Below are 25,083 nucleotides of genomic sequence, written 5' to 3' on the forward strand. Positions count from 1 at the left end.
GCAGAGGTGGTTAACCCCAAAATCTGCGGATTCGCCGCGTCCCGGGACCCGCGCAGCCTGCCGCTTCAATTTGTCACAAATTCCGCAACACCGTGGCAGGCTTCTGGTTCAGTGCCAGCAGCGTCCCGGCGAGCCCGAGGCCGACGGTGACGACCAGCGCGGACACCACCACGCCGGCTGCGCTGCCGGCCTGCCAGACGAAGGTCAGCGTCATCAGCCGCGTCACGATCATCCAGGCCGCGATGCTGCCGGCGATCACGCCGAACACCGCGGTGGCCAGTCCAATCAGGAGATATTCGAGCGCGTAGGCGCCGAGCAGCCGCAGCCGCGTCGCGCCCAGCGTCTTCAGGATCACGGCGTCGTAGACCCGGTGGCGATGGCCGGCGGCGAGCGCGCCGCCCAGCACCAGGATGGCGGAGATCAGGGTCACCGCGCTAGCACCGCGGATCGCGAGCGCGAGGTTGGTGACGACCGAGCCGACCGTCTCCATCACCTCGCGGACCCGCACGCTCGTCACCATCGGATAGGCGTCCGCCACCTGCTTGATGATTTTGCCGTCGCCCGCGGCGTCGCCGTTGGCTTCGGTGAGCGTCGCGATATGGGTATGCGGCGCGCCCTTGAAGGCATTCGGCGAGAACACCAGCACGAAATTGATGCCGAGCCCCTGCCAGTCGATGTTGCGCAAATTGCTGATCTTCGCCGGAATGTCGCGGCCGAGCACGTTGACCACGACCTCGTCGCCGATGCCGAGCCCGAGCCCGTCGGCGATCTTCTTCTCCATCGAGACCAGCGGCGGGCCGGCATAGTCGGCGCCCCACCATTCGCCCTCGACCACTTTCGAGCCTTTTGGCAACTCGCTCGTATAGGTGAGGCCGCGGTCGCTTTGCAGCACCCATTCGGCGTCGGTCGCGGGCTTCAGCGCCTCGGCCTTGACGCCGCGCGCGGCGACGATGCGGCCGCGCAGCATCGGCACGTCCTCGACCTTCGCGCCCGGCGCGATCTGGCGCAGATAGGTGTCGAAGCGCGCGGCGTCCGCGCTCGGAATGTCGATGAAGTAGAACGACGGCGCGCGGTCGGGCAGCGCCGCCAGAAACTGCCGGCGCAGATTGCCGTCGATCTGGGTGATGGTGACGAGCACGGCGAGCCCGAGGCCGAGCGACAGCACCACCGACGGCGTCAGCGCGCCCGGCCGGTGGATGTTGGCGATCGCAAGCCGCAGCATCGGCAGCCGCGTGCGCGGCAGTTTCCGCGCGATCGCCATCAGCAGGGCGGCGATGCCGCGCAACAGCGCGAACACCACGACGGAGGAGAGCACGAACACGGCGGCGATGCGCTTGTCGTAGGACAGGCCGATCACGACCGCGATGAGGGCTGCGATCACCACGGCCATGAAGGCGAGGTAGCGCCAGCGCGGCCGGTGCCATTCGGCGCTGATCGTGTCGCGAAACAATGCGGCGACCGGCACGTCATGGACGCGGCCGAGCGGCCACAGGCCGAAGGCGAGCGCAGTCAACAGGCCGTAGACGAAGGACAGCGCGAGCTCGTCGGCATGCAGCGCCGGCACCACCGGCAGCGGCAGCAGCTGTCCGAACAGGCCGACAATGGCAAACGGCATCGCCGCGCCGAGCGCCAGCCCGATCACCGAGCCGATGCCGGCGAGCAGCAGCACCTGGGCGAGATAGATGCCGAACACGTCGCGGCCCGTTGCACCGACCGCCTTGAAGGCGGCGATCACCTCTAACCGGCGGTCGATATGGCTCTTGACGGCATTGGCGACACCGACGCCGCCGACCAGCAGCGCGGCGAGGCCGACCAGCGTCAAAAATTGCGTGAAGCGGTTGATATTGCGCTCGAGCTGCGGCGAGGCGTTGGAGCGGCTGCGGATCTCCCAGCCGGCCTGCGGTGCAGTCGTGCGCGCATCGCTGATAAAAGTCTCGGTCGCGCGCTCGCTGTTGGCGACGTCGGGCAGTTTCACCCGGTAGACCCAGCGCACCAGGCTGCCCGGCTGCAACAGCCCGGTGGCGCGCAGGCCCGCCTCGCTGATCAGGAAGCGCGGGCCAAAGCCGATGCCGCCGGCGAGCTTGTCGGGCTCGGCCTCGACGGCGCTGCGGATCTGGAAAATGGCATTGCCGACGGTGACGCGATCGCCGATCTTGAGGCTCATGCGCGCGAGCAGCGTCGGATCGGCTGCGGCGCCGAACGCGCCGTCGCGTTCTGCAAGCAAGTCGGATAGCGGCATCGGCGGAAACAGCGTCAGCTGGCCCAGCATCGGATAGGCGTTGTCGACCGCCTTCATCTCGACCAGCGCCAGCTTGCCCTCGGCCGAGCGCGCCATGCCGCGCAGGGTTGCCGCGATCGAGACCGTGCCGCGCGAGCGCAGGAAGGCGACCTCTTCGGGTTTTGCCTCGCGCTGGAACAGCACGAAGGAGGCGTCGCCGCCGAGCAGTGTACGTCCCTCGCGCGCCAGCCCGTCGCTGAGGCTCGCCGACACCGAGCCGACGCCGGCGATTGCCATGACGCCGAGCGCAATGCAGGCGATGAAGACGTAGAAGCCGCGCAGGCCGCCGCGCAACTCGCGCAAGGCATAGCGGATCGACAGCGCGACGGCGCTATGCCGCGCAACCGGTTCGGCGGCGATGCTCATGAGTTGACGGTCTGCGTGTCGATGCGCCCGGAGCGCAGGCGGATCACGCGGTCGCAGCGATGCGCGAGCGAGGAATCATGCGTCACCAGCACCAGCGTCATGCCGCGCTCGGCATGCTTGCCGAAGATGAGGTCGACGATCTGCTTGCCTGTGGCTTCGTCGAGATTGCCGGTGGGCTCGTCGGCGACGAGGATCGCCGGATCCGGCGCCAGCGCGCGGGCCAGCGCAACGCGCTGCTGCTCGCCGCCGGAAAGCTGCGAGGGATAATGATGCAGGCGATCGCCGAGCCCGACCGAATTCAGCTCTTCCGCCGCGCGCTTTGCCGCATCGGGATTGCCGGCGAGCTCGAGCGGGACGGCGACATTCTCCAGTGCCGTCATGGTCGGGATCAGGTGGAACGATTGGAAGACGATGCCGACCTGGCGGCCGCGGAAGCGGGCGAGCGCGTCCTCGTCGAGGGCATTGAAAGGCGTGCCTGACACCACCACCTCTCCGCTATCAGGACGCTCCAGCCCCGCCATCACCATCAGCAGCGTGGATTTGCCCGAGCCTGACGGGCCGATCAGGCCGATCGCCTCACCCGAGCCGACGCGCAGGCTGATATCCTTGAGAATGTGAACGCGTGCCGCGCCCGTGCCCAGTGAGAGATTGACGTTGGCGATGGAAATGGTGTCCGGCGTCGTGCCGGCGAGCGAAGAGGATTCGATGCGACTGTCCATGGTCCGGTCATATGGCAACTCCGCTAGCCCGGTCGAGAGGCGTTACGGATTGTTCATGCACATAGCCGTGTTGATGCTCGCTTTGATGACGGTCGGCGCGCCCGCCGCCCTGGCGCAGGAGAAGCCGGTCAAGCTGGTCGTGCTCGGCGATTCCCTGAGCGCCGGGCTTGGCCTGCCGGCCCAGGATGCATTTCCGGCCAAGCTCAAAAAAGCTTTGCAGGACAAAGGTATAGCGGTCGAGATGACCAATGCCGGGGTGTCCGGCGACACCTCCTCCGGCGGCCGCGACCGGCTCGACTGGTCGATCCCTGACGGAACCCGCGGTGTCATCGTCGAGCTCGGCGCCAATGACGCGCTGCGCGGCCTCGACCCGGACGTCACGCGCGCGGCCCTGTCCGACATTCTGGCGCGGCTGAAAGCGCGCGGCATCGCCGTGATGCTGTGCGGCATGCTGGCGCCGCCGAATTATGGAGCCGATTACGCGGCGCGCTTCAATTCGATTTATCCGGATCTCGCGAAACAATACGGCGTGCCGCTCTATCCGTTCTTCCTCGAAGGCGTTGCAGCGGACGCCAAGCTCAACCAGGCCGACGGCATCCATCCGACGGCCGCGGGCGTCGACATCATCGTGAACAACATCATGCCCACCGTGGAGGCATTTCTTGGCACGATAAGCGAGCAGCGGCGTTGAAAGCAGGCAGTGCTAACCCTAATACCCAGGGTTTTCCCGGAGTAGCCCGGCCCAAGCTTCGCAGAGTCACATAACTGCGATAGGAATCAGGTTACCGGTGATTCGTCGCCGGCTCTAATTTGGATATGATCCTTCATCAAGGATCGTACCCAAGCATCGGGAGTGCTCAACGATGCCGCGTTTGTTCACGGGTCTGGAAATTCCGGCCGACGTCGGCCTGCAGCTTTCCAACTTAAGGGGCGGCCTTCCCGGCGCCCGCTGGATCGATCCCGAAAATTATCACGTCACCCTGCGCTTCGTCGGCGACATCGACGGCGTCACCGCCAACGAGATCGCCTCGATGCTGTTTCGCGTCGACCGCAAGCCGTTCGAGGTGAAGGTGCAGGGTTTGCAGAGTTTTGGCGGCCGCAAGCCCCGCGCGGTGGTCGCCACCATCGCGCCGAGCAAGCCGCTGATGGAATTGCAGGCCGAGCTCGAGCGCATGATGCAGCGCATCGGCCTCAATCCCGAAGGGCGCAAATACATTCCGCACGTCACGCTGGCACGTCTGCACGACGCCTCCGACCAGGACGTCGCCGACTATCTCTCGCTGCGCGGCTACTTCCCGAGCAAGGTCTTCACCGCCGAACGCTTCGTGCTGTTCTCCTCGCGCGCCTCCACCGGCGGCGGGCCGTATGTGGTCGAGGACAGCTACGAGCTGTGTGCGTGAAGTGCGACGGCCCGTAGCGGGTTAGCTCTATGGCGTCCTGATGGCGCCGTAGCGTCCGCGCATACCCCTTCCACCAATTCACGGCTTGCAATTTGCCGCCGTCTCTGGCGGTAAGAAGCCCATGCTCTCCACCCAAAACCCCTCGTTCCGCGCGGAATATCAGGCGCAGGTCACCTCCGGCGCGATCGAGCCGGACCCGGCCCAGGCCGAGGTCGCGGACGCCTATGCGGAGCTGGAGCAGCGGCTCGCGAACTACAAGCCCGCCCGCAAGCAGGGCTTGCTCGGCCGCCTGTTCGGCAACGGCGACAAGGGCGAGGCGCCGCGCGGCCTCTACATCCATGGCGAGGTCGGCCGCGGCAAGACCATGCTGATGGATCTGTTCTTCCAGCACTCCTCCGTCGAGCATAAGCGCCGCGCGCATTTCCACGAATTCATGGCCGAGGTGCATGAGCGCATCTACGGCTATCGCCAGAACATCGCGCGCGGCGAGATCGCGGATGCCGACGTCATCGGGCTCACGGCGAATGCGATCTTCGAGGAGAGCTGGCTGCTCTGCTTCGACGAATTCCACGTCACCGACATCGCAGATGCGATGATCCTGGGGCGCCTGTTCGCAAAACTGTTCGAGCTCGGCACCGTCGTGATCGCGACGTCAAACGTCGCGCCCGACGATCTCTACAAGGGTGGCTTGAACCGCGCGTTGTTCCTTCCGTTCATCGTGCAGATCAACGATCACATGGACGTGCTGCGTCTCGACGCGCGCACCGATTTCCGGCTGGAGAAACTTCAGGGCGTGCCGATGTGGTTGACGCCGGCCGACGGCGATGCTGACACCGCGCTCGATCGCGCCTGGGCGAAGATGACCGGTAACGCCAAGTGCAAGTCGCGCGACATTTCGATCAAAGGCCGCATCCTGCATGTGCCGTGCTCGGCGCATGGCGTCGCGCGTTTCTCTTTCGCCGATCTCTGCCAAAAACCGCTCGCCGCATCGGACTATCTCAGGCTCGCGCACGACTATCACACCATCCTGGTCGACCATATTCCAGTGATGGACTTTTCCGAGCGCAACGCCGCCAAGCGCTTCATCACGCTGATCGATACGCTCTATGATAACGCTGTCAAACTGATGGCGTCGGCCGAAGCCAATCCGGTGTCGCTGTATCTGGCGAGCGAAGGCAACGAGGCCAACGAGTTCAAGCGCACGTCGTCGCGCCTGATCGAAATGAGCTCGGAATCCTATCTGGCGCTGCCTCACGGCCGCAAGGATTCTACCGCCAGCGGCTCGACCAAGGGCCTGGTAGAGACTTAAGTCCTATTTCCCGCCTGCTGCTCGTCATTCCGGGGCGCACGTTAGCGCGAACCCGGAATCTCACGCCACAACTTCGAGATTCCGGGTTCGCCCGCGCAATGGCGCGGGCGCCCCGGAATGACGTCCGGGGTTCGCTGGCTGTATTCGCGGCAAGCCCGACAATTGGGCATTCGGCGACTTGAACGCCGAGTGCGAAAGGGATAACCACCCACTCAGTTTTCCATCCCTCGCGGACATCTCAAAGGACAGGTTTCCCATGGCGCGCGACAAGATTGCTTTGATTGGCTCCGGTCAGATCGGCGGCACGTTGGCTCATCTCATCGGCCTGAAAGAACTGGGCGACGTGGTGATGTTCGACATCGCCGAAGGCGTGCCGCAGGGCAAGTCGCTGGACATCGCGCAGTCCTCGCCGGTCGACGGTTTTGACGCGCATTACACCGGCGCCAATTCCTACGAGGCGCTCGACAACGCAAAGGTCTGCATCGTCACCGCCGGCGTGCCGCGCAAGCCCGGCATGAGCCGCGACGATCTCCTCTCCATCAACCTCAAGGTCATGGAGCAGGTCGGTGCCGGCATCAAGAAGTACGCGCCCGACGCCTTCGTCATCTGCATCACCAACCCGCTCGATGCGATGGTCTGGGCGCTGCAGAAGGCTAGCGGCCTGCCGCACAAGAAGGTGGTCGGCATGGCCGGCGTGCTCGACTCCGCGCGCTTCCGCTACTTCCTCGCCGACGAGTTCAACGTCTCGGTCGAGGATGTCACCGCCTTCGTGCTCGGCGGCCACGGCGACACCATGGTGCCGCTGACCAAATATTCCACCGTTGCCGGCATTCCGCTGCCCGACCTCGTCAAGATGGGCTGGACCTCGCAGGCGCGCCTCGACGAGATCGTCGACCGCACCCGCAATGGCGGCGCCGAGATCGTCAATTTGCTCAAGACCGGTTCCGCCTTCTACGCGCCGGCGGCCTCCGCGATCGCGATGGCCGAGAGCTATCTCAAGGACAAGAAGCGCGTGCTGCCCTGCGCCGCCTATCTGAACGGCGAATACGGCGTGAAGGACATGTATGTCGGCGTGCCCGTCGTCATCGGCTCCAAGGGCGTCGAGCGCGTCGTCGAGATCGAGCTCGGCGGCAAGGACCGCGAAGCCTTCGACAAGTCGGTCGGCGCCGTGCAGGGTCTGGTAGACGCCTGCAAGAAGATCGCCCCCGATCTTCTCGGCCGTTAATCGAGACAACCGCGCCGAAGACCGAAAACCCGGTCTTCGGCGTTTCCATTTCCGGCGTCCGGTCTGGCTCATCCAGGCGGGGTCCGGGTCCGGCAAGCCGGGTCTCGCGACTTTTGTCGAAGAATCCGGGTTGCAGTTCCTGTGGTATATGGTATGCCAGCCAAAACTGAGGTGAACCCGCGAGGTCACCGCGCAAGGGTTCAGGGAGCGACCAGATGAATATCCATGAGTACCAGGCCAAGGCGCTGCTCAACGAGTTCGGCGTGCCGATCTCCAAGGGCGTTCCGGTCCTGAAGCCTGCCGACGCCGAAGCCGCCGCCAAGGCGCTGCCTGGCCCGGTCTGGGTGGTCAAAAGCCAGATCCACGCGGGCGGCCGCGGCAAGGGCAAGTTCAAGGAAGCCTCGGCCGGCGACAAGGGCGGCGTGCGCATCGCCAAGTCGGCAGGGGAAGTCGCCGAGTTCGCCAAGCAGATGCTGGGCGCGACGCTCGTGACCGTGCAGACCGGCCCCGCCGGCAAGCAGGTCAACCGCCTCTACATCGAGGACGGTTCCGACATTGACAAGGAATTCTACCTCTCGATCCTGGTCGACCGCGAGACCTCGCGCGTCTCGTTCGTCGTCTCGACCGAGGGCGGCGTCAACATCGAGGACGTCGCGCACAACACGCCCGAGAAGATCGTCACCTTCTCCGTCGATCCCGCGACCGGCATCATGGGCCATCACGGTCGCACCGTCGCCAAGGCGCTGAACCTGTCGGGCGATCTCGCCAAACAGGCGGAAAAGCTCACCGCGCAGCTCTACACGGCCTTCGTCGCCAAGGACATGTCGATGCTGGAGATCAACCCGCTCGTCGTGACCAAGCAGGGCCAGCTCCGCGTGCTCGATGCAAAGGTGTCGTTCGACGACAACGCGCTGTTCCGTCACCCCGAGGTGATGGCGCTGCGCGACGAGACCGAAGAAGACGCCAAGGAAATCGAAGCGTCGAAATACGATCTCAACTACGTCACCCTCGACGGCAATATCGGCTGCATGGTCAACGGCGCCGGCCTCGCCATGGCGACGATGGACATCATCAAGCTCTACGGCATGTCGCCGGCCAACTTCCTCGACGTCGGCGGCAGCGCCAGCAAGGAAAAGGTCGCGGCCGCCTTCAAGATCATCACCGCAGATCCCAACGTGAAGGGCATCCTGGTCAACATCTTTGGTGGTATCATGAAGTGTGACGTGATCGCCGAGGGCGTCACGGCTGCCGTCCGCGAAGTCGGCCTCAGCGTGCCGCTGGTGGTCCGCCTCGAAGGCACCAATGTCGAGCTCGGCAAGAAGATCATCCGTGAATCCGGCCTCAACGTGCTGCCGGCGGACAATCTCGACGACGCCGCGCAGAAGATCGTGAAGGCCGTCAAGGGAGGCTAGAGCCATGCCCAAGGACATGCCGAAGGACCATCTCTCTGCGTCATCTCCGCTGCCGGAGCACCAACGTCTGTCGGTGCTTTCTGGTGAATGGAATGGTGAGGAAACGGTCTTCCCGTCGCGCTGGAACGCCGGCGGGCCGGCGACCTCGCGGGTCGTCGCGCGCATGGACTTGAATGGCTTCTACCTGATCCAGGACACCGTGCAGATGCGCGACGGCAAGGAAGTCTTCGCCACCCACGGCCTCTTCACCTACGACCGTGACGACCGGACCTACAAATTGTTCTGGTACGACTCGCTCGGCTACACGCCGCCCTCGCCCGCCTCCGGCGGCTGGGTCGGCAAGACCCTGACGCTGGTGCGCGGCTCGCTCCGCGGCAACGCGCGCCACGTCTACGAGATCATCGACGACAATTCCTATTCGTTGAAGATCCAGTTCTCGCCGGACGCGGAAGGTTGGGCCGACGTGCTCACCGGCGTCTATCGTCGCATCCACTGACCTCTCACCGTTAGAGTTCGCGAAAGAGTCCTCATGTCCATCCTGATCGACAAGAACACCAAGGTCATCTGCCAGGGCTTTACCGGCAAGAACGGCACGTTCCATTCGGAGGCCGCGATTGCCTACGGCACCAAGATGGTCGGCGGCACCTCGCCGGGCAAAGGCGGTTCGACGCATCTGGGGCTGCCGGTGTTCGACACCGTGCGCGAGGCGCGCGAGAAGACCGGTGCGGATGCGTCCGTGATCTACGTGCCGCCGCCGGGCGCGGCTGATGCGATCTGCGAGGCGATCGACGCCGAAGTGCCGCTGATCGTCTGCATCACCGAAGGCATCCCGGTCATCGATATGGTCCGCGTGAAGCGCTCGCTCGCCGGTTCCAAGTCGCGCCTGATCGGGCCGAACTGCCCGGGCGTCATGACCGCCGGCGAATGCAAGATCGGCATCATGCCGGCCAACATCTTCAAGACCGGCAGCGTCGGCATCGTCTCCCGCTCGGGCACGCTGACCTATGAAGCCGTGTTCCAGACCTCCCAGGAGGGCCTCGGTCAGACCACCGCGGTCGGCATCGGTGGCGATCCGGTCAAGGGAACCGAGTTCATCGACGTCCTGGAGATGCTGCTTGGCGACCCCAAGACCGAGTCCATCATCATGATCGGCGAGATCGGCGGTTCCGCGGAGGAAGACGCCGCCCAGTTCCTCAAGGACGAGGCCAAGCGCGGTCGCAAGAAGCCGATGGTTGGCTTCATCGCCGGTGTTACCGCACCTCCCGGCCGCCGCATGGGCCATGCCGGCGCGATCATCGCCGGCGGCAAGGGCGACGCCGGTTCCAAGACCGAAGCCATGAAATCGGCCGGAATCACCGTGTCTCCGTCGCCCGCGCGGCTCGGACATACGCTTGCCGAAAAATTGAAAGGCTAATTCACTTCTTCGTTGTTTTCCGGGCGAAGTTTCGCGCCAGATAGGGTAAATGGTCGCTGACGCACCGATCCACGCCGGGGGATCGGTCGCAGCGCCGTTTTCAGGGCGCAAACAAAAATCGCCAGGAAGTTAAGTATGTCTCGCCAAGACGCGAACGCAGCCTTTGCCCTCTCATCCTTTCTGCAGGGCACAAACGCCACCTACATCGACGATATCTACGCCCGCTATGAGAAGGATCCCGGCTCGGTCGATCCGGAATGGCAGGAGTTCTTCCGGAGCCTGAAGGACCAGCCGGCCGACGTTCGCAAGAACGCCGAGGGCCCGAGCTGGGCCCGCGACAACTGGCCGGTGACGCCGCGCGACGAGCTCACCTCGGCGCTCGACGGCAACTGGGTCGAGGTCGAGAAGGCGGTCGGAGCCAAGATCGCCGCCAAGGCGAAGGTGGCCGACAAGGGCGCCGACCTCTCCTCCGCCGACGTGCTCCAGGCCACCCGCGATTCGGTGCGCGCGCTGATGCTGATCCGCGCCTACCGCATGCGCGGCCACTTCCACGCAAAACTCGATCCGCTCGGCATCGAGGCGCCGCGCAACCGTGAAGAGCTCGACCCGCGCACCTACGGCTTCAGCGAGGCCGACTACGACCGCAAGATTTTTCTCGATCACGTGCTCGGCCTCGAATACGGCAACCTGCGCGAGATCGTCGCGATCTGCGAGCGTACCTACTGCCAGACGCTCGGCGTCGAGTTCATGCACATCACCAACGCCGCGCAGAAGGCGTGGATCCAGGAGCGCATCGAGGGTCCGGACAAGGAGATCTCGTTCACGCCTGAAGGCCGCCGCGCCATCCTGACGAAGCTGGTCGAAGCCGAAGGCTTCGAAAAGTTCTGCGACATCAAGTTCACCGGCACCAAGCGCTTCGGCCTCGACGGCGCTGAATCGCTGATCCCCGCGCTCGAGCAGATCATCAAGCGCGGCGGCAATCTCGGCGTGAAGGAAATCGTGCTCGGCATGCCGCATCGCGGCCGCCTCAACGTGCTGACGCAGGTGATGGCCAAGTCGCATCGCGCGCTGTTCCACGAGTTCAAGGGCGGTTCGGCGAACCCCGAGGACGTCGAAGGCTCCGGCGACGTGAAGTATCACCTCGGCGCTTCCTCCGACCGCGAGTTCGACGGCAACCGGATCCATCTGTCGCTGACCGCCAACCCGTCGCATCTCGAGATCGTCGACCCTGTGGTGCTCGGCAAGGTGCGCGCCAAGCAGGACCAGCACGGCGATCCGCCGGACATGCGCATCTCCGTGCTGCCGCTGCTGCTGCACGGCGATGCCGCGTTCGCCGGCCAGGGCGTGATCTCGGAATGCTTTGCTCTGTCGGACCTGAAGGGCTACCGCACAGGCGGCTCGCTGCACTTCATCGTGAACAACCAGATCGGCTTCACCACCTATCCGCGTTACTCGCGCTCTTCGCCCTATCCGTCCGACGTCGCAAAAATGATCGACGCGCCGATCTTCCACGTCAACGGCGACGATCCGGAAGCCGTGGTGTTCGCGGCCAAGGTGGCGATCGAGTTCCGGCAGAAGTTCCACAAGCCTGTCGTCATCGACATGTTCTGTTACCGCCGCTACGGCCACAATGAGGGCGACGAGCCGGCGTTCACCCAGCCTGTGATGTACAAGCAGATCGCCTCGCATCCCTCGACGCTGACGATCTATGCCAAGCGGCTCGTCGCCGAAGGCGTGATGACCGATGGCGAGGTCGACAAGGCCAAGGCCGATTGGCGCGCCCGGCTCGATGCCGAGTTCGAGGCCGGGTCGGGCTACAAGCCGAACAAGGCCGACTGGCTCGACGGCAAGTGGTCGGGCTTCAAGATCGCCGACCAGGAAGAGGATGCGCGGCGCGGCATCACCGGCGTCGATACTGCAACGCTCAAGGACATCGGCCGCAAGATCACCAAGGTGCCGGATGGTTTCCGTGTTCACCGCACCATCCAGCGTTTCCTGGACAATCGTGCCAAGGCAATCGACAACGGCGTCGGGATCGACTGGGCGACAGGTGAGGCGCTGGCGTTCTGCTCGCTGCTCGAGGAGGGCCACCACGTGCGCCTCTCCGGGCAGGATTCGGAGCGCGGCACCTTCTCGCAGCGTCATTCGGTGCTGATCGACCAGGAAGACGAGAGCCGCTACACGCCGTTCAATCATCTCGGCGTCGAGCAGGGACATTACGAGGTCATCAACTCGCTGCTGTCGGAAGAAGCGGTGCTCGCCTTCGAATATGGCTACTCGCTGGCCGAGCCGAATGCGCTCGCGATGTGGGAAGCCCAGTTCGGCGACTTCGCCAACGGCGCGCAGGTCGTGTTCGACCAGTTCATCTCCTCGGGCGAACGCAAATGGCTGCGCATGTCGGGCCTCGTCTGCATGCTGCCGCACGGCTATGAGGGCCAGGGCCCCGAGCATTCCTCCGCACGCCTCGAGCGTTACCTGCAGATGTGCGCCGAAGACAACATGCAGGTGGTCTATCCGACGACGCCGTCGAACTACTTCCATGTGCTGCGGCGCCAGCTCCACCGCGAGATCCGCAAGCCGCTGATCCTGATGACGCCGAAATCGCTTCTGCGTCACAAGCGGGCGGTGTCGCGGCTCGACGAGCTCGGCAAGGACACGACGTTCCACCGCATCCTCTACGATGACACCCAGATGCTGCCGAACGAGCCGATCAAGCTGGTGCCGGACGAGAAGATCCGCCGCATCATCCTCTGCACGGGCAAGGTCTATTACGACCTCTACGAGGAGCGCGAGAAGCGCGGCATCGACGACATCTACCTGATGCGCGTCGAGCAGCTCTATCCGGTGCCGCTCAAGGCGCTGGTTCAGGAGCTGTCGCGCTTCAAGAAGGCCGAGGTGATCTGGTGTCAGGAAGAGCCGCGCAACATGGGCGCGTGGCACTTCATCGAGCCCTATCTCGAATGGGTGCTCAACCAGGTCCACGGCGCGAGCCGGCGTCCGCGTTATGTCGGCCGCGCAGCCTCCGCCGCGACCGCGACCGGCTTGATGTCCAAGCATCAGGCTCAATTGAAGGCGTTCCTCGACGAGGCGTTGAGCTAAACAATTTTGGACTTGAGTCATCGCCCGCCGCAGTCGCGCAAGCGCGCGCAAGGCGGGCGATGACATATGAAATTCACGACCGCACAGGCGATCTTTAGGGAAAAAGACCATGACTGAAATTCGGGTGCCGACGCTCGGCGAATCCGTCACCGAGGCCACCATCGGCCGCTGGTTCAAGAAGGCCGGCGAGTCCGTCGCCGTCGACGAGCCCCTGGTGGAGCTCGAGACCGACAAGGTGACCATCGAAGTGCCGGCACCATCCGCCGGCACGCTCGGCGAGATCATCGCCAAGGACGGCGAGACCGTCGCGGTCGGCGCGCTGCTCGGCCAGATCAATGACGGCGCCGCTGCAGCCGCAGCGAAGCCTGCCGCGGCTGCCGCCAAGCCCGCTGCCGCCGCGCCGGCGCCTGCTGCTCCCGCCGCGGCCAAGGCACCGCCGGCCGATGCGCCGCTCGCGCCCTCGGTGCGAAAACTCTCGGCCGAGACCGGCATCGATGCCTCCACCGTTCCGGGCTCCGGCAAGGACGGCCGCGTCACCAAGGGCGACATGCTCGCCGCGATCGAGCGTGCGGCGTCCGCGCCGACGCCGGTCAACCAGCCCGCCGCCTCCGTCCAGGTGCGCGCGCCGTCGCCGGCCGACGATGCCGCGCGCGAGGAGCGCGTGAAGATGACGCGGCTGCGCCAGACCATCGCGCGCCGCCTCAAGGACGTGCAGAACACCGCCGCGATGCTGACGACCTTCAACGAGGTCGACATGACCAACGTCATGGCGCTGCGCGCGCACTACAAGGATGCGTTCGAGAAGAAGCACGGCTCAAAGCTCGGCTTCATGGGCTTCTTCACCAAGGCCGTGGTGCAGGCGCTGAAGGACATCCCGGCCGTCAACGCCGAGATCGACGGCACCGACCTGATCTACAAGAACTACTACCACATCGGCGTCGCCGTCGGCACCGACAAGGGCCTGGTCGTGCCGGTGGTGCGCGATTGCGACCACAAGTCGATCGCCGACATCGAGAAGGGCATTGCCGATTTCGGCCGCCGGGCCCGCGACGGTCAGCTCAAGATCGACGAGATGCAGGGCGGCACCTTCACCATCACCAATGGCGGCATCTACGGCTCGCTGATGTCGACGCCGATCCTCAACGCGCCGCAGTCCGGCATTCTGGGCATGCACAAGATCCAGGAGCGGCCGATGGTCGTCGGCGGCAAGATCGAGGTTCGCCCGATGATGTATCTGGCACTGTCCTACGATCACCGCGTGATCGACGGCAAGGAAGCCGTCACCTTCCTGGTTCGCGTCAAGGAGAGCCTGGAAGATCCGGCGCGGCTGGTGCTGGACCTCTGATCCCCCGATCAGCTGAAAGCGCCGTCGCTCGCAAGCGGCGGCGCGTGAATGATGGAGACTGACGTGACGGACAAGGTCGTTGTCATCACCGGCGGCAGCCGCGGCATTGGTCGCGCGACGGCGCTTGCCGCGGCCGCGCGCGGTTTTCGCGTCGTGGTCGGCTATGCCAGCAACAAGGCGGCCGCCGATGAGGTCGTCTCGAAGATCGAGGGCAGCAACGGCAAGGCCATCGCGGTGAAATGCGATGTTGCCGAGGAGCAAGACATCCTCGCGCTGTTCGAGGCCGCCGACAAGTTCGGCACGCTGGGCGCGCTGGTCAACAATGCCGGCATTGTCGGCACCAGCGGCGTGCGGGTCGACGAGATGTCGGCCGAGCGCATCCAGCGCGTGATGGCCATCAACGTCACGGGCAGCATGCTCTGCGCGCGCGAGGCGGTGAAGCGGATGTCGACCAAGCATGGCGGCAAGGGCGGCGTCATCGTCAATCTCTCGTCGGTCGCAGCCCGCCTCGGTGCGCCGAACACCTATGTCGACTACGCGGCCTCCAAGGGCGCGATCGATTCCTTCACCGTTGGCCTCGGCCATGAGGTTGCGGGCGAGGGCATCCGCGTCGCCGCGATCCGTCCCGGCCTGATCGACACCGAAATCCACGCCGCCGGGGGCGAGCCCGATCGCGCGCATCGTCTGGCCCATATGGTGCCGATGAAGCGCGTCGGCACGTCGGAGGAAATCGCCAACGCCATCGTCTGGCTGATGTCGGAGGATGCCTCCTACGTCACGTCGGCCATTCTCGATGTGTCCGGCGGGCGCTGACACATCTCACCACTGATACCCACAGGACTTCTTCTCATGGCTACCTACGATCTCGTCGTCATCGGCACCGGACCGGGCGGATATGTCTGCGCAGTGCGCGCAAGCCAACTCGGCATGAAAGTCGCCGTGGTGGAGAAGAACGCAACGCTCGGCGGCACCTGCCTCAATGTCGGCTGCATGCCCTCGAAGGCGCTGCTGCACGCCTCCGAGATGTTCGAGGAAGCCGCGCATTCCTTCGCCAAGATGGGCGTGTCGGTTTCCACGCCAAAGCTCGACCTGCCGGCGATGATGAACTTCAAGCAGCAGGGCATCGACGGCAACGTCAAGGGCGTCGAGTTCCTGATGAAGAAGAACAAGATCGACGTGCTGAAGGGCACCGGCAAGATTCTGGGCACCGGCAAGGTCGAAGTGTCCGCTGACGGCAAGTCGCAGGTCGTGGAAACGAAGAACATCGTGATCGCTACCGGCTCCGACATCGCGCGTCTCAAGGGCATCGAGATCGACGAGAAGCGCATCGTGTCGTCGACCGGCGCGCTGTCGCTGGAGAAGGTGCCGCAGAGAATGCTCGTCATCGGCGCCGGCGTGATCGGCCTCGAGCTCGGGTCGGTGTGGCGCAGGCTTGGGTCCGAAGTGATGGTCGTCGAGTTCCTCGATCGCATCCTGCCCGGCATGGATGGCGAGATCGCAAAACAATTCCAGCGCATGCTGGAAAAGCAGGGTTTTGCGTTCAAGCTTGGCTCGAAGGTCACCGGTGTCGATGCTTCCGGTAAGACGCTGCTTGCCAAAATCGAGCCGGCTGCGGGCGGCGCCGCTGAGACGATCGAGGCCGACGTCGTGCTGGTCTGCATCGGCCGCGTGCCCTTCACCGACGGCCTCGGCCTGAAGGAAGCCGGCGTTGCGCTGGACAATCGCGGCCGCGTCCAGATCGATGCGCATTTTTCGACCAACGTGAAGGGCGTCTACGCCATCGGTGACGTCGTTGCGGGCCCGATGCTGGCGCACAAGGCCGAGGACGAGGGCGTGGCGGTCGCGGAAATTCTCGCCGGACAATCCGGCCACGTGAACTACGATGTTATCCCAGGCGTCGTGTATACCACGCCAGAAGTGTCCTCCGTCGGCAAGACCGAGGAGGAACTGAAACAGGCCGGTCAGGCTTATACTGTCGGGAAGTTTCCCTTTACCGCCAACGGACGGTCGAAGGTCAACCAGACCACCGATGGCTTTGTGAAGATTCTCGCAGATGCGAAGACCGATCGTGTGCTCGGCGTGCACATTGTCGGCCGCGAAGCCGGGGAAATGATCCATGAAGCGGTCGTTCTCATGGAATTTGGTGGCAGTGCCGAAGATCTTGCGCGCTCCTGCCATGCGCATCCGACCCGGTCGGAAGCCGTCAAGGAAGCGGCGCTTGCAGTCGGCAAGCGCGCCATCCATATGTAGGCGACGCTCGGAACCGAATCGGGCGGGACATCACATGCTGCGCCGCCTTCTTCAACCGGTCTGGGTCCTGCTTGCGATCATCTTTTTGATCGAAGCCTGGCTATGGGATCACCTCGAACCGATCGTGGCGCGGGTCGTCGCGGCGATTCCGCTCGCGGAATTCAAGCAGTGGCTGTCCGATCGCGTCGACGCGCTGTCGCCGGCGATGACGCTGATCGTATTCGCGGTCCCCATCATCCCGCTGTTTCCGCTCAAGCTGGTCGGGCTCTGGCTGCTCACCCATGAATACTGGCTGAGCGCGGTCGTCACGATCGTGTTCGCAAAGCTGCTCGGCGTCGGCGTCACCGCCTTCGTGTTCGACGTGACGCGTCCCAAGCTCATGGAGATGGCCTGGTTCGAGAAGCTCTACGAATTCGTGCTCATGGTGCGCGCCAAGGCGACCGCGCTGGTCGAGCCGATGAAGCGGCGGATCAAGGAAGTCCTCACCGGCAACGGCGAAGGCTGGTCCGCCCGCACGCTCCGCCTGATCCAGCGCTTTCGCAAGAGCGTGCACGAGGCGCGCTGATCAATCCAAATGTTTCACCGTCACCCCCGCGCAACGGCGAAGCCGTTGTCGCTGGAGGTGGCCGCTTGTTCAGCGGCCCTCGAAGGGCGACGGCCCGGCTGCATCCCCACGCGACGCGTTGCGTCGCATGGCTCGCGCCTCAGGATGACGGGACGAGCAGCGTTATCCCTTCAATGTAAATGCAAGAAATGCGGCATCCACAGGCCGAGCGCCGTCATGCCCAGGCCTGCGATTGTCAGCAGCCCGGCCACCCAGGCGAGCGCGAGCATGCCGGTGATGATGGTGGCCGAGGCCAGCACGATGCCGATCTGGAAGGCGGCCGAAGCGAGCTCGAAGTGATGGTACTTTGCCGTCGCTTCGTCGCGTAGGTGTTCGGCGTGCTTGGCCTTCTCGGCCAGTTGCTCGGTGCCTTCGCCGGTCTCCGGCTCGGAGCGGTAGCGCGCCGCGGTCTTCGTCCAGTCGTCGATCTGCTTCTGCACCGTAGCCTTGCGGGCGTCGTCAGTAGCGGCGCCGAGCTCGAGCTTGCCCTGGTCGGCGGCGACCTGCACGACGGTGCGGCGGATGCTCTTGGCCTGGAAGAACGCCCAGAGGTTGGACGCCTCGACATTCTTGCTGATCGATTCGGTTTGCGCCCCCTTGCCCAGCGTCTCCGAGATCGCGAGGAACAGCGCCAGCACGGCGATCAGAAGGGCAATCTTCCGGCTCGAGCCGGACGCGTGCTCGGCGTGCTCGGCATGCTCCATGCTTTCATGTGCGCTCATCATGTCCCTCCTGCCTCGGTCGCCCACGATTGACCGAACCGCGGCGTCCGCGCAAGAGGGATGGCGACTGTGACACTGTTATGTCCGGGTGCTCTCTCGCGTCGTGGCTCGTTTCGCAGAGCCGGGAGATGAACAAACATTCACCGCCGCGGATGCGCCGAGGCGTAGACTTCCAGAAGCCGCTCGGAATCGATGCCGGTATAGACCTGCGTGGTTGAGAGCGAGGAATGGCCGAGCAATTCCTGGATCGCGCGTAAGTCCCCGCCGCGCGACAAGAGATGCGTGGCGAAGGAATGGCGCAGCGCATGCGGCGTGGCAGAGTCGGGCAGGCCGAGCGCGCCACGCAGGCGCTCCATCGCGAGCTGGATGATGCGCGGGCTCAAGGGGCCGCCGCGCGCGCCGACGAAGACCGGGCCCTCCGGCGGCAGCGGATAGGGGCACATGCCGGCATAGTCCTGCACCAGCGCCAGCACGTTCTGCAGCACCGGCACCATGCGGGTCTTGTTGCCTTTGCCGGTGACGATGAGCACGTCGCCTTCGCCGGGGCGCGGCACGTCGCGGCGCTTCAAGCCGAGCGCTTCGGAGATGCGCAGGCCCGACCCGTACAAGAGCGCCATCACCGCGGCGTCGCGCACCAAGATCCAGGTCTCGCGCTCCTCGCCCGCGCGCTCGTCGGCATCGGCCAGGCGTTTTGCCGAGGCCATCGGCAGCGGCTTTGGCAGGCTTTTTGCGACTTTTGGCGCGCGAATGGCGGAGAGCGCTCCGACCTTGCCCTTGCCTTCGCGTTCGAGGAAGCGGCCGAATGAGCGCAGGCCCGCAAGCGCCCGCATCAGCGAGCGGCCGGCAATGTCGTCGGCGCGGCGCATCGCCATGAAGGCCCTGATATCGGTTGCCTCCAGCGCCGCAAAACGCTTAAGCGTCACGCGCTCGCCCCAATGCGCACAGAGGAAATCGAGGCACTGTCTGAGATCGCGGGCATAGGCTTCCAGCGTCTTCGGCGACAGTCGCCGTTCGGCGCCGAGATGCGACAGCCAGCGCGCCATCTCCAGCGCGACCGTGTGGTCGGCGGAGGGAAGCTCGATTGCCTGCGCGGTGGTCGCTTTGCTCATGAGGTCTGGACGCGGTGATTCCCAAGGATACGTCGCAAGAGTATATCGCATCACACTCGTTTATCGTTCGCTAAGGCCGCTTTGCGGCGCTAGCCTTAGGCCTCTCAGGGTTCCGATTCTCACACATGGATCACGCCTCGCGCACCGCTCCTCCGGCCGCTTCGACCCGCATGGTCGACGTGCTGGTGCCGGTCGCGCTCGACCAGACCTATTCCTATCGCGTGCCGCGCGGCATGGAGCTGAAGGCCGGCGACCTCGTCGGCGTGCCGCTCGGGCCCCGCGAGGTGCTGGCGGTGGTGTGGGCGGAAAACGCCAATCCCGATCCGCGCCTGCACAACCGGCTGAAGGACGTCAGCGAAAAGCTCGAGGTGCAACCGCTCAAGGGCGAGCTGCGCTCGCTGGTCGACTGGGTCGCCAACTATACGCTCGGCCCGCGCGGCATGGTGCTGCGCATGTGCCTGCGCATGGGCGAAAATCTCGGCCCCGAGCGGCTGCGCGCCGGCGTGCGGCTGGTCGGCGATCCGCCGCGGCGGCTGACGCCGGCCCGGCGCCGCGTGATCGAGGTGCTGTCGGACCGGCTGCTGCACGGCAAGTCGGAAGCGGCCAAGGAGGCCGGCGTCTCCGCGGGCGTCATCGACGGCCTGGTCGACGAAGGCACGCTCACCATCGAGCCGCTGCCACCGCCGCCTCCGCCGCCGGCACCCGATCCCGCCTACGGCCAGCCGGATTTCACGCCGGTCCAGCGCGGCGCAGTGGATGCGATGCGCGCGCTCGCGGCCAACGGCACCTTCCACGTCGCGCTGCTCGACGGCGTCACCGGCTCCGGCAAGACCGAGGTCTATTTCGAGGCGGTCGCCGAAACCATCCGGCGTGGCAAGCAGTCGCTGATCCTGATGCCGGAGATCGCGCTCACCGGCCAGTTTCTCGACCGTTTTGCGCAGCGCTTTGGCGTGCGGCCGCTGGAATGGCATTCCGAGCTCACGCCGCGCACCCGCGCGCGCAACTGGGCGGCGATATCGGAGGGCAGCGCATCGGTCGTGGTCGGTGCGCGCTCGGCGCTGTTTCTGCCCTATGCCGATCTCGGCCTCATCGTCGTCGATGAGGAGCACGACCAGGCCTACAAGCAGGACGACGGCGTGCACTACCACGCTCGCGACATGGCGGTGGTGCGCGCGCATATCGCAAAAATCCCGATCGTGCTGGCGTCTGCGACGCCCTCGGTCGAGTCAGAGGTGAACGCGCGAAAAGGCCGCTACCAGCGCATCGCGCTGCCGTCGCGCTTCGGCGGCCAGCACATGCCGCATATCGAGGCGATCGACCTGCGCCGCGAGCAACCAGCGCGCGGCCGCTTCATCTCGCCGCGACTCGCCGGCGAGATGAAAGCCGCGATCGAACGGCGGGAACAGTCGCTGTTGTTCCTCAACCGCCGCGGCTACGCGCCGCTGACGCTGTGCCGCGCCTGCGGCCATCGCTTCGCCTGCACCATCTGCGATGCCTGGCTGGTCGATCATCGCTTTCGTCAGCGCCTGGTCTGTCACCATTGCGGCTTCTCGATGCCGCGCCCGCCGGCCTGTCCGCATTGCGCGGCCGAGGAATCGCTGGTCGCGGTCGGCCCCGGTGTCGAGCGCCTGCAGGAAGAGGCGGCGGCGCTGTTTCCCGAGGCGCGCACCATGGTGCTGTCGAGCGATCTCATCACCTCGATCGAGACCATGCGCTCCGAGCTCAGCGAGATCGCGGAGGGTCGCGTCGACATCATCATCGGCACGCAGCTCGTCGCAAAGGGCCACAATTTCCCGCGGCTCAACCTCGTCGGCGTGGTCGATGCGGATCTCGGCCTGTCCAACGGGGATCCGCGCGCCGCCGAGCGCACCTGGCAATTGCTCAACCAGGTGATCGGCCGTGCCGGCCGCGAGCAGGGCCGCGGCGTCGGGTATCTGCAGACGCATCAGCCCGAGCATCCCGTGATGAAGGCGCTGATCGCCTGCGACCGCGAGGCGTTCTATGCCAGCGAAATCGACCTGCGCGAACGCACGCTCTATCCGCCATTCGGGCGGCTCGCGAGCCTGATCATTTCGGCAGGGGATCGTCCGAGCGCAGAAGGTTTTGCGCGCCGGCTCGTCACCTTGGCGCCGCGCGACGAGCGCGTGGTGGTGCTGGGCCCCGCGGAAGCGCCGCTCGCCGTGATCAAGGGCCGCTACCGCTTCCGCGTCCTGGTGAAATCGGCGCGCGGCTTCGATCTCTCCGACTATTTGCGGAACTGGCTCGCACTGGGTCCGAAGACCAAGGGCAATCTCAAGCTCGAGGTCGACGTCGATCCGCAGAGCTTTTTGTAAGAGCTACCGCGGCCACAACCTCCGTCGTCATTCCGGGGCGCGCCGTGAGGCGCGGGCCCGGAATCCATTTCACCACAGACTCTGTAGCCCGATGGTTTCCGGGCCCGCGCCAAGTGGCGCGTCCCGGAATGACGGAGGGCGACGAAAAAGCCCGCCGTCCCCCAAGACGGCGGGCTTGTTTCACGCACGTATGTTGCGCTCGCGTGTGTGTGAGGCGCGTCGGACGACGCGTTAGGAGACGACCTCGGCGGTGACGCGGCCGACGCCGGCGCCAGTCAGGCCGATGGCGCGGGCTGCGCCGGTGGAGAGGTCGAGGACACGGCCGCGAATGAACGGGCCACGGTCATTGATGGTGACGACGACGCTTTGGCCACGATGGGTCACGCGCAGCTTGGTGCCGAAGGGCAGCGAGCGGTGCGCCGCGGTCATGGCGTTCTGGTTGAAGCGCGCCCCGGAGGCGGTCCGGGAACCGGACTCGTTGCCGTAATAGGAAGCCATGCCGGAGAAGGAATGTCCGGAGCCCGAGGTCGGTGTCATCGACGCATTGGCGTTCTGCCAGTCGGAACCTTGGCCCTGGACTTTGCTGGCGTGGTGATGGTGATGCCGGTGGTGCCTCGACTTGGCCGAAGCTTCGGTGGCAGTTCCACCGACCAGAAGAGTTGCGGCGACAACCGCGAGCGCCGTGCGGGGCCGGGTTACGCGTCCCAGCGGTTTCAATGACAGCATTTAACAGTCCCTGTACCAGTATTGCCACATATGTGGCCAGTGGAGCCCCCGTAAGTTTGCGAGCGCTAGGCCGTTTCCGTTCGCAATGCGGCATGAATTGGGCAGTAAACCCGGTATGGTGCGTAACGAAATATCTTGCGGCGTGATTCAGATTATCAGCGAATGTTCCGTAATCTTTCGCTTTAACGAATCATTAACCAGCTCAATACTTACGAATACTGTAAAGATAAGTTATTTCTCCGCTTATTCAGAATTCGGTAAGTAATCAGCCAAGTGAAACAAAACGCCGCGCCGTCACGGCTCTGCGAGCCGTGTTCATGGCCGCTATGCGCTGGCGGCAGGAACCAATGGGACTTAGCCGGCCGCGGACCGCTCGCGCGGTTGAACCAAAATGTGGCGGCGCCGACATCGGGAGCGGTCGCCGACGTCATCAACATGCGGACCGAGGACGCAGCCTTTAATTTGGCGTCATGTTGCACCTGCGCGCCTGCCATGCTAGCAAAGCGCCGATTTTAACGAGCCCGGCGCGTCCTGTGCCGGTCGAAAATCGAAGTCCCGCTTGAATTCCAAGGGCTTGGATCGCTTGGCGCCGCTTCCGTGGCGACGGTTTTTCCCTTGCGAATTTGACAGCTAAAAGAGCGCGTCTGTGGCTGCAGAAGATACGTCCGTTTCCGGTGTGTCCGGTCGTTATGCGACGGCCTTGTTTGAACTGGCCCGCGACCAGAATTTGGTCGATGCGGTCAAAGCCGACCTCGACAGGTTCGGCGCCATGCTTAACGAGAGCGCCGACCTGAAGCGCCTTGTCCGCAGCCCGGTGTTCGCGGCCGATACGCAGTCCAAGGCGCTCGGCGCCGTGCTGGACAAGGCCGGCATATCAGGCATCTCCGCCAATTTCCTGAAAGTGCTGACGGCCAACCGCCGCCTGTTTGCAGTGGCCGACGTTATCCGCGCCTACGGCGCGCTGGTCGCCAAGTTCAAGGGCGAGGCCTCGGCCGACGTCACCGTGGCGGAACCGCTCTCGGAAAAGAATCTCGATGCCCTCAAGGTTGCCCTGAAGTCGGTGACCGGCAAGGACGTCGCGCTCAACGTGAAAGTCGATCCCTCGATCATCGGTGGCCTCGTCGTGAAGCTTGGCAGCCGCATGATCGATAGTTCGCTTCGCACCAAACTCAATTCGATCAAGCACGCGATGAAAGAGGCAGGCTGATGGACATCCGCGCCGCGGAAATTTCCGCGATCCTCAAGGACCAGATCAAGAATTTCGGCCAGGAAGCTGAAGTCTCCGAAGTCGGACAGGTGCTGTCCGTCGGTGACGGTATTGCTCGCGTCTACGGCCTCGACAACGTCCAGGCGGGCGAAATGGTCGAGTTCGAGAACGGCACCCGCGGCATGGCGCTGAACCTCGAGACCGACAACGTCGGCGTCGTCATTTTCGGTGCCGACCGTGAAATTAAGGAAGGCCAGACCGTCAAGCGCACCCGCGCCATCGTGGACGCGCCGGTCGGCAAGGGTCTGCTCGGCCGCGTCGTCGACGCGCTCGGCAATCCCATCGACGGCAAGGGCCCGATCCAGGCCGACAAGCGTATGCGCGTCGACGTCAAGGCGCCCGGCATCATTCCGCGCAAGTCGGTGAGCGAGCCGATGGCGACCGGCCTCAAGGCGATCGACGCCCTGATCCCGATCGGCCGCGGCCAGCGCGAGCTGATCATCGGCGACCGTCAGACCGGCAAGACCGCGATCGCGCTCGACACCATTTTGAACCAGAAGCCGCTCAACGCGCAGCCCGACGAGAACATCAAGCTGTATTGCGTCTACGTCGCGATCGGCCAGAAGCGCTCCACCGTCGCCCAGTTCGTGAAGGTGCTCGAAGAGCAGGGCGCGCTGGAATACTCCATCATCGTCGCCGCCACCGCGTCGGATCCGGCGCCGATGCAGTACATCGCGCCGTTCACCGGCTGCACCATGGGCGAGTACTTCCGCGACAACGGCATGCACGCCGTCATCATCTATGACGATCTGTCCAAACAGGCCGTCGCCTACCGCCAGATGTCGCTCTTGCTGCGCCGCCCGCCGGGCCGCGAAGCCTATCCCGGCGACGTGTTCTATCTGCACTCCCGCCTGCTCGAGCGCGCGGCGAAGCTGAACAAGGACCAGGGCTCCGGCTCGCTGACCGCTCTGCCGGTCATCGAAACCCAGGCCAACGACGTGTCGGCCTACATTCCGACCAACGTCATCTCGATCACCGACGGCCAGATCTTCCTGGAAACCGACCTGTTCTTCCAGGGCATCCGTCCCGCCGTGAACGTCGGTCTGTCGGTGTCGCGCGTCGGTTCGTCCGCGCAGACCAAGGCCACCAAGAAGGTCGCCGGCAAGATCAAGGGCGAGCTCGCGCAGTACCGCGAAATGGCGGCGTTCGCGCAGTTCGGCTCCGACCTCGACGCCTCGACCCAGCGCCTGCTCAACCGCGGCTCGCGCCTGACCGAACTGTTGAAGCAGCCGCAGTTCGCGCCGCTGAAGATGGAAGAGCAGGTCTGCGTGATCTGGGCCGGCACCAACGGCTATCTCGATCCGCTTCCGCTCAACAAGGTGCGTGCGTTCGAAGACGGTCTGTTGTCGCTGCTGCGCGGCAAGAACACCGACATCCTCAACGCGATCCGCGACAGCCGCGACCTCTCCGACGACAGTGCTGCGAAGCTGAAGTCAGTGGTCGAAGGTTTTGCGAAGAGCTTCGCTTAAGACTACGGCGTCATGGCCGGGCTCGTCCCGGCCATC

20 protein-coding genes are annotated in these 25,083 nt (G+C 64.8%); 15 read left to right on the top strand and 5 right to left on the bottom strand.

Annotation, left to right across the window (positions count from 1 at the left end; translation table 11 throughout):
* Window positions 1-73: 73 nt before the first annotated feature.
* Both KUF59_RS01935 and KUF59_RS01940 read right to left on the bottom strand, forming a co-directional pair.
* Complete coding sequence (locus KUF59_RS01935) at window positions 74-2,644, bottom strand: ABC transporter permease (protein WP_212456182.1); 2,571 nt, start codon at window positions 2,642-2,644, stop codon at window positions 74-76.
* Window positions 2,641-3,363: an ABC transporter ATP-binding protein gene (locus KUF59_RS01940; protein ID WP_212456181.1), complete on the bottom strand. Its 723-nt coding sequence runs from the start codon at window positions 3,361-3,363 to the stop codon at window positions 2,641-2,643. The genes KUF59_RS01935 and KUF59_RS01940 overlap by 4 nt, the downstream gene beginning before the upstream one ends.
* Window positions 3,364-3,418: 55 nt before the next feature.
* Here KUF59_RS01940 and KUF59_RS01945 point away from each other — a divergent pair, with 55 nt between their 5' ends.
* The 12 genes from KUF59_RS01945 (at window position 3,419) to KUF59_RS02000 (ending at window position 17,382) form a co-directional block, all read left to right on the top strand.
* Window positions 3,419-4,054 (top strand): arylesterase, encoded by a 636-nt coding sequence (locus tag KUF59_RS01945; RefSeq protein WP_212456180.1) that lies wholly within the window; start codon window positions 3,419-3,421, stop codon window positions 4,052-4,054.
* Between the two features lie 172 nt (window positions 4,055-4,226).
* Entirely contained in the window at window positions 4,227-4,763 is a 537-nt protein-coding gene (gene thpR, locus KUF59_RS01950) for an RNA 2',3'-cyclic phosphodiesterase (RefSeq protein ID WP_212456179.1), read from the top strand.
* A gap of 121 nt (window positions 4,764-4,884) precedes the next feature.
* Entirely contained in the window at window positions 4,885-6,072 is a 1,188-nt protein-coding gene (gene zapE, locus KUF59_RS01955; protein ID WP_212456178.1) for a cell division protein ZapE, read from the top strand.
* Between the two features lie 256 nt (window positions 6,073-6,328).
* Entirely contained in the window at window positions 6,329-7,297 is a 969-nt protein-coding gene (gene mdh / locus KUF59_RS01960; RefSeq protein ID WP_140982562.1) for a malate dehydrogenase, read from the top strand.
* Window positions 7,298-7,512: 215 nt separating this feature from the next.
* Entirely contained in the window at window positions 7,513-8,709 is a 1,197-nt protein-coding gene (gene sucC, locus KUF59_RS01965; RefSeq protein WP_212456177.1) for an ADP-forming succinate--CoA ligase subunit beta, read from the top strand.
* A 16-nt stretch (window positions 8,710-8,725) separates the two neighbouring features.
* Window positions 8,726-9,205, top strand: coding sequence for a DUF1579 family protein (locus tag KUF59_RS01970; RefSeq protein ID WP_212456540.1), 480 nt, complete (start codon window positions 8,726-8,728; stop codon window positions 9,203-9,205).
* Between the two features lie 33 nt (window positions 9,206-9,238).
* On the top strand, window positions 9,239-10,123 hold the full coding sequence (gene sucD, locus KUF59_RS01975) for a succinate--CoA ligase subunit alpha (protein ID WP_212405020.1): 885 nt from the start codon (window positions 9,239-9,241) through the stop codon (window positions 10,121-10,123).
* A gap of 135 nt (window positions 10,124-10,258) precedes the next feature.
* Window positions 10,259-13,222: a 2-oxoglutarate dehydrogenase E1 component gene (locus KUF59_RS01980; protein ID WP_258768100.1), complete on the top strand. Its 2,964-nt coding sequence runs from the start codon at window positions 10,259-10,261 to the stop codon at window positions 13,220-13,222.
* Window positions 13,223-13,331: 109 nt separating this feature from the next.
* The gene (gene odhB / locus KUF59_RS01985) at window positions 13,332-14,567 is read left to right on the top strand and encodes a 2-oxoglutarate dehydrogenase complex dihydrolipoyllysine-residue succinyltransferase (RefSeq protein WP_212456175.1); all 1,236 of its coding nucleotides are present in this window, start codon (window positions 13,332-13,334) and stop codon (window positions 14,565-14,567) included.
* 51 nt (window positions 14,568-14,618) lie between these two features.
* Window positions 14,619-15,380, top strand: coding sequence for an SDR family oxidoreductase (locus tag KUF59_RS01990; RefSeq protein ID WP_212456539.1), 762 nt, complete (start codon window positions 14,619-14,621; stop codon window positions 15,378-15,380).
* Window positions 15,381-15,416: 36 nt separating this feature from the next.
* Complete coding sequence (lpdA, locus tag KUF59_RS01995; protein ID WP_258768102.1) at window positions 15,417-16,817, top strand: dihydrolipoyl dehydrogenase; 1,401 nt, start codon at window positions 15,417-15,419, stop codon at window positions 16,815-16,817.
* Between the two features lie 34 nt (window positions 16,818-16,851).
* The gene (locus KUF59_RS02000) at window positions 16,852-17,382 is read left to right on the top strand and encodes a hypothetical protein (protein ID WP_212456173.1); all 531 of its coding nucleotides are present in this window, start codon (window positions 16,852-16,854) and stop codon (window positions 17,380-17,382) included.
* 170 nt (window positions 17,383-17,552) lie between these two features.
* On the opposite strand, the gene KUF59_RS02005 is transcribed toward KUF59_RS02000, so the two are convergent.
* On the bottom strand, window positions 17,553-18,143 hold the full coding sequence (locus KUF59_RS02005) for a DUF4337 domain-containing protein (protein WP_212456172.1): 591 nt from the start codon (window positions 18,141-18,143) through the stop codon (window positions 17,553-17,555).
* Between the two features lie 140 nt (window positions 18,144-18,283).
* Entirely contained in the window at window positions 18,284-19,252 is a 969-nt protein-coding gene (locus KUF59_RS02010) for a tyrosine recombinase XerC (protein ID WP_212456171.1), read from the bottom strand.
* Between the two features lie 125 nt (window positions 19,253-19,377).
* Between KUF59_RS02010 and KUF59_RS02015 the strand changes: the two genes are divergently transcribed.
* Window positions 19,378-21,585, top strand: a complete 2,208-nt coding sequence (locus KUF59_RS02015; protein WP_212456170.1) for a primosomal protein N' — start codon at window positions 19,378-19,380, stop codon at window positions 21,583-21,585.
* Window positions 21,586-21,816: 231 nt separating this feature from the next.
* On the opposite strand, the gene KUF59_RS02020 is transcribed toward KUF59_RS02015, so the two are convergent.
* Window positions 21,817-22,311 carry a septal ring lytic transglycosylase RlpA family protein gene (locus KUF59_RS02020; RefSeq protein ID WP_212456169.1) on the bottom strand — a complete coding sequence of 165 codons (495 nt, stop codon included), beginning with the start codon at window positions 22,309-22,311 and terminating at the stop codon, window positions 21,817-21,819.
* 646 nt (window positions 22,312-22,957) lie between these two features.
* On the opposite strand from KUF59_RS02020, the gene KUF59_RS02025 reads away from it, so the two are divergent.
* On the top strand, window positions 22,958-23,518 hold the full coding sequence (locus KUF59_RS02025) for a F0F1 ATP synthase subunit delta (protein WP_212456168.1): 561 nt from the start codon (window positions 22,958-22,960) through the stop codon (window positions 23,516-23,518).
* Window positions 23,518-25,047 carry a F0F1 ATP synthase subunit alpha gene (atpA, locus tag KUF59_RS02030; protein ID WP_212456167.1) on the top strand — a complete coding sequence of 510 codons (1,530 nt, stop codon included), beginning with the start codon at window positions 23,518-23,520 and terminating at the stop codon, window positions 25,045-25,047. Before KUF59_RS02025 ends, atpA begins: the two co-directional genes overlap by 1 nt.
* Window positions 25,048-25,083: the final 36 nt, after the last annotated feature.

This window comes from Bradyrhizobium arachidis, from assembly GCF_024758505.1.
Classification (GTDB): Bacteria; Pseudomonadota; Alphaproteobacteria; order Rhizobiales; family Xanthobacteraceae; genus Bradyrhizobium; species Bradyrhizobium manausense_C.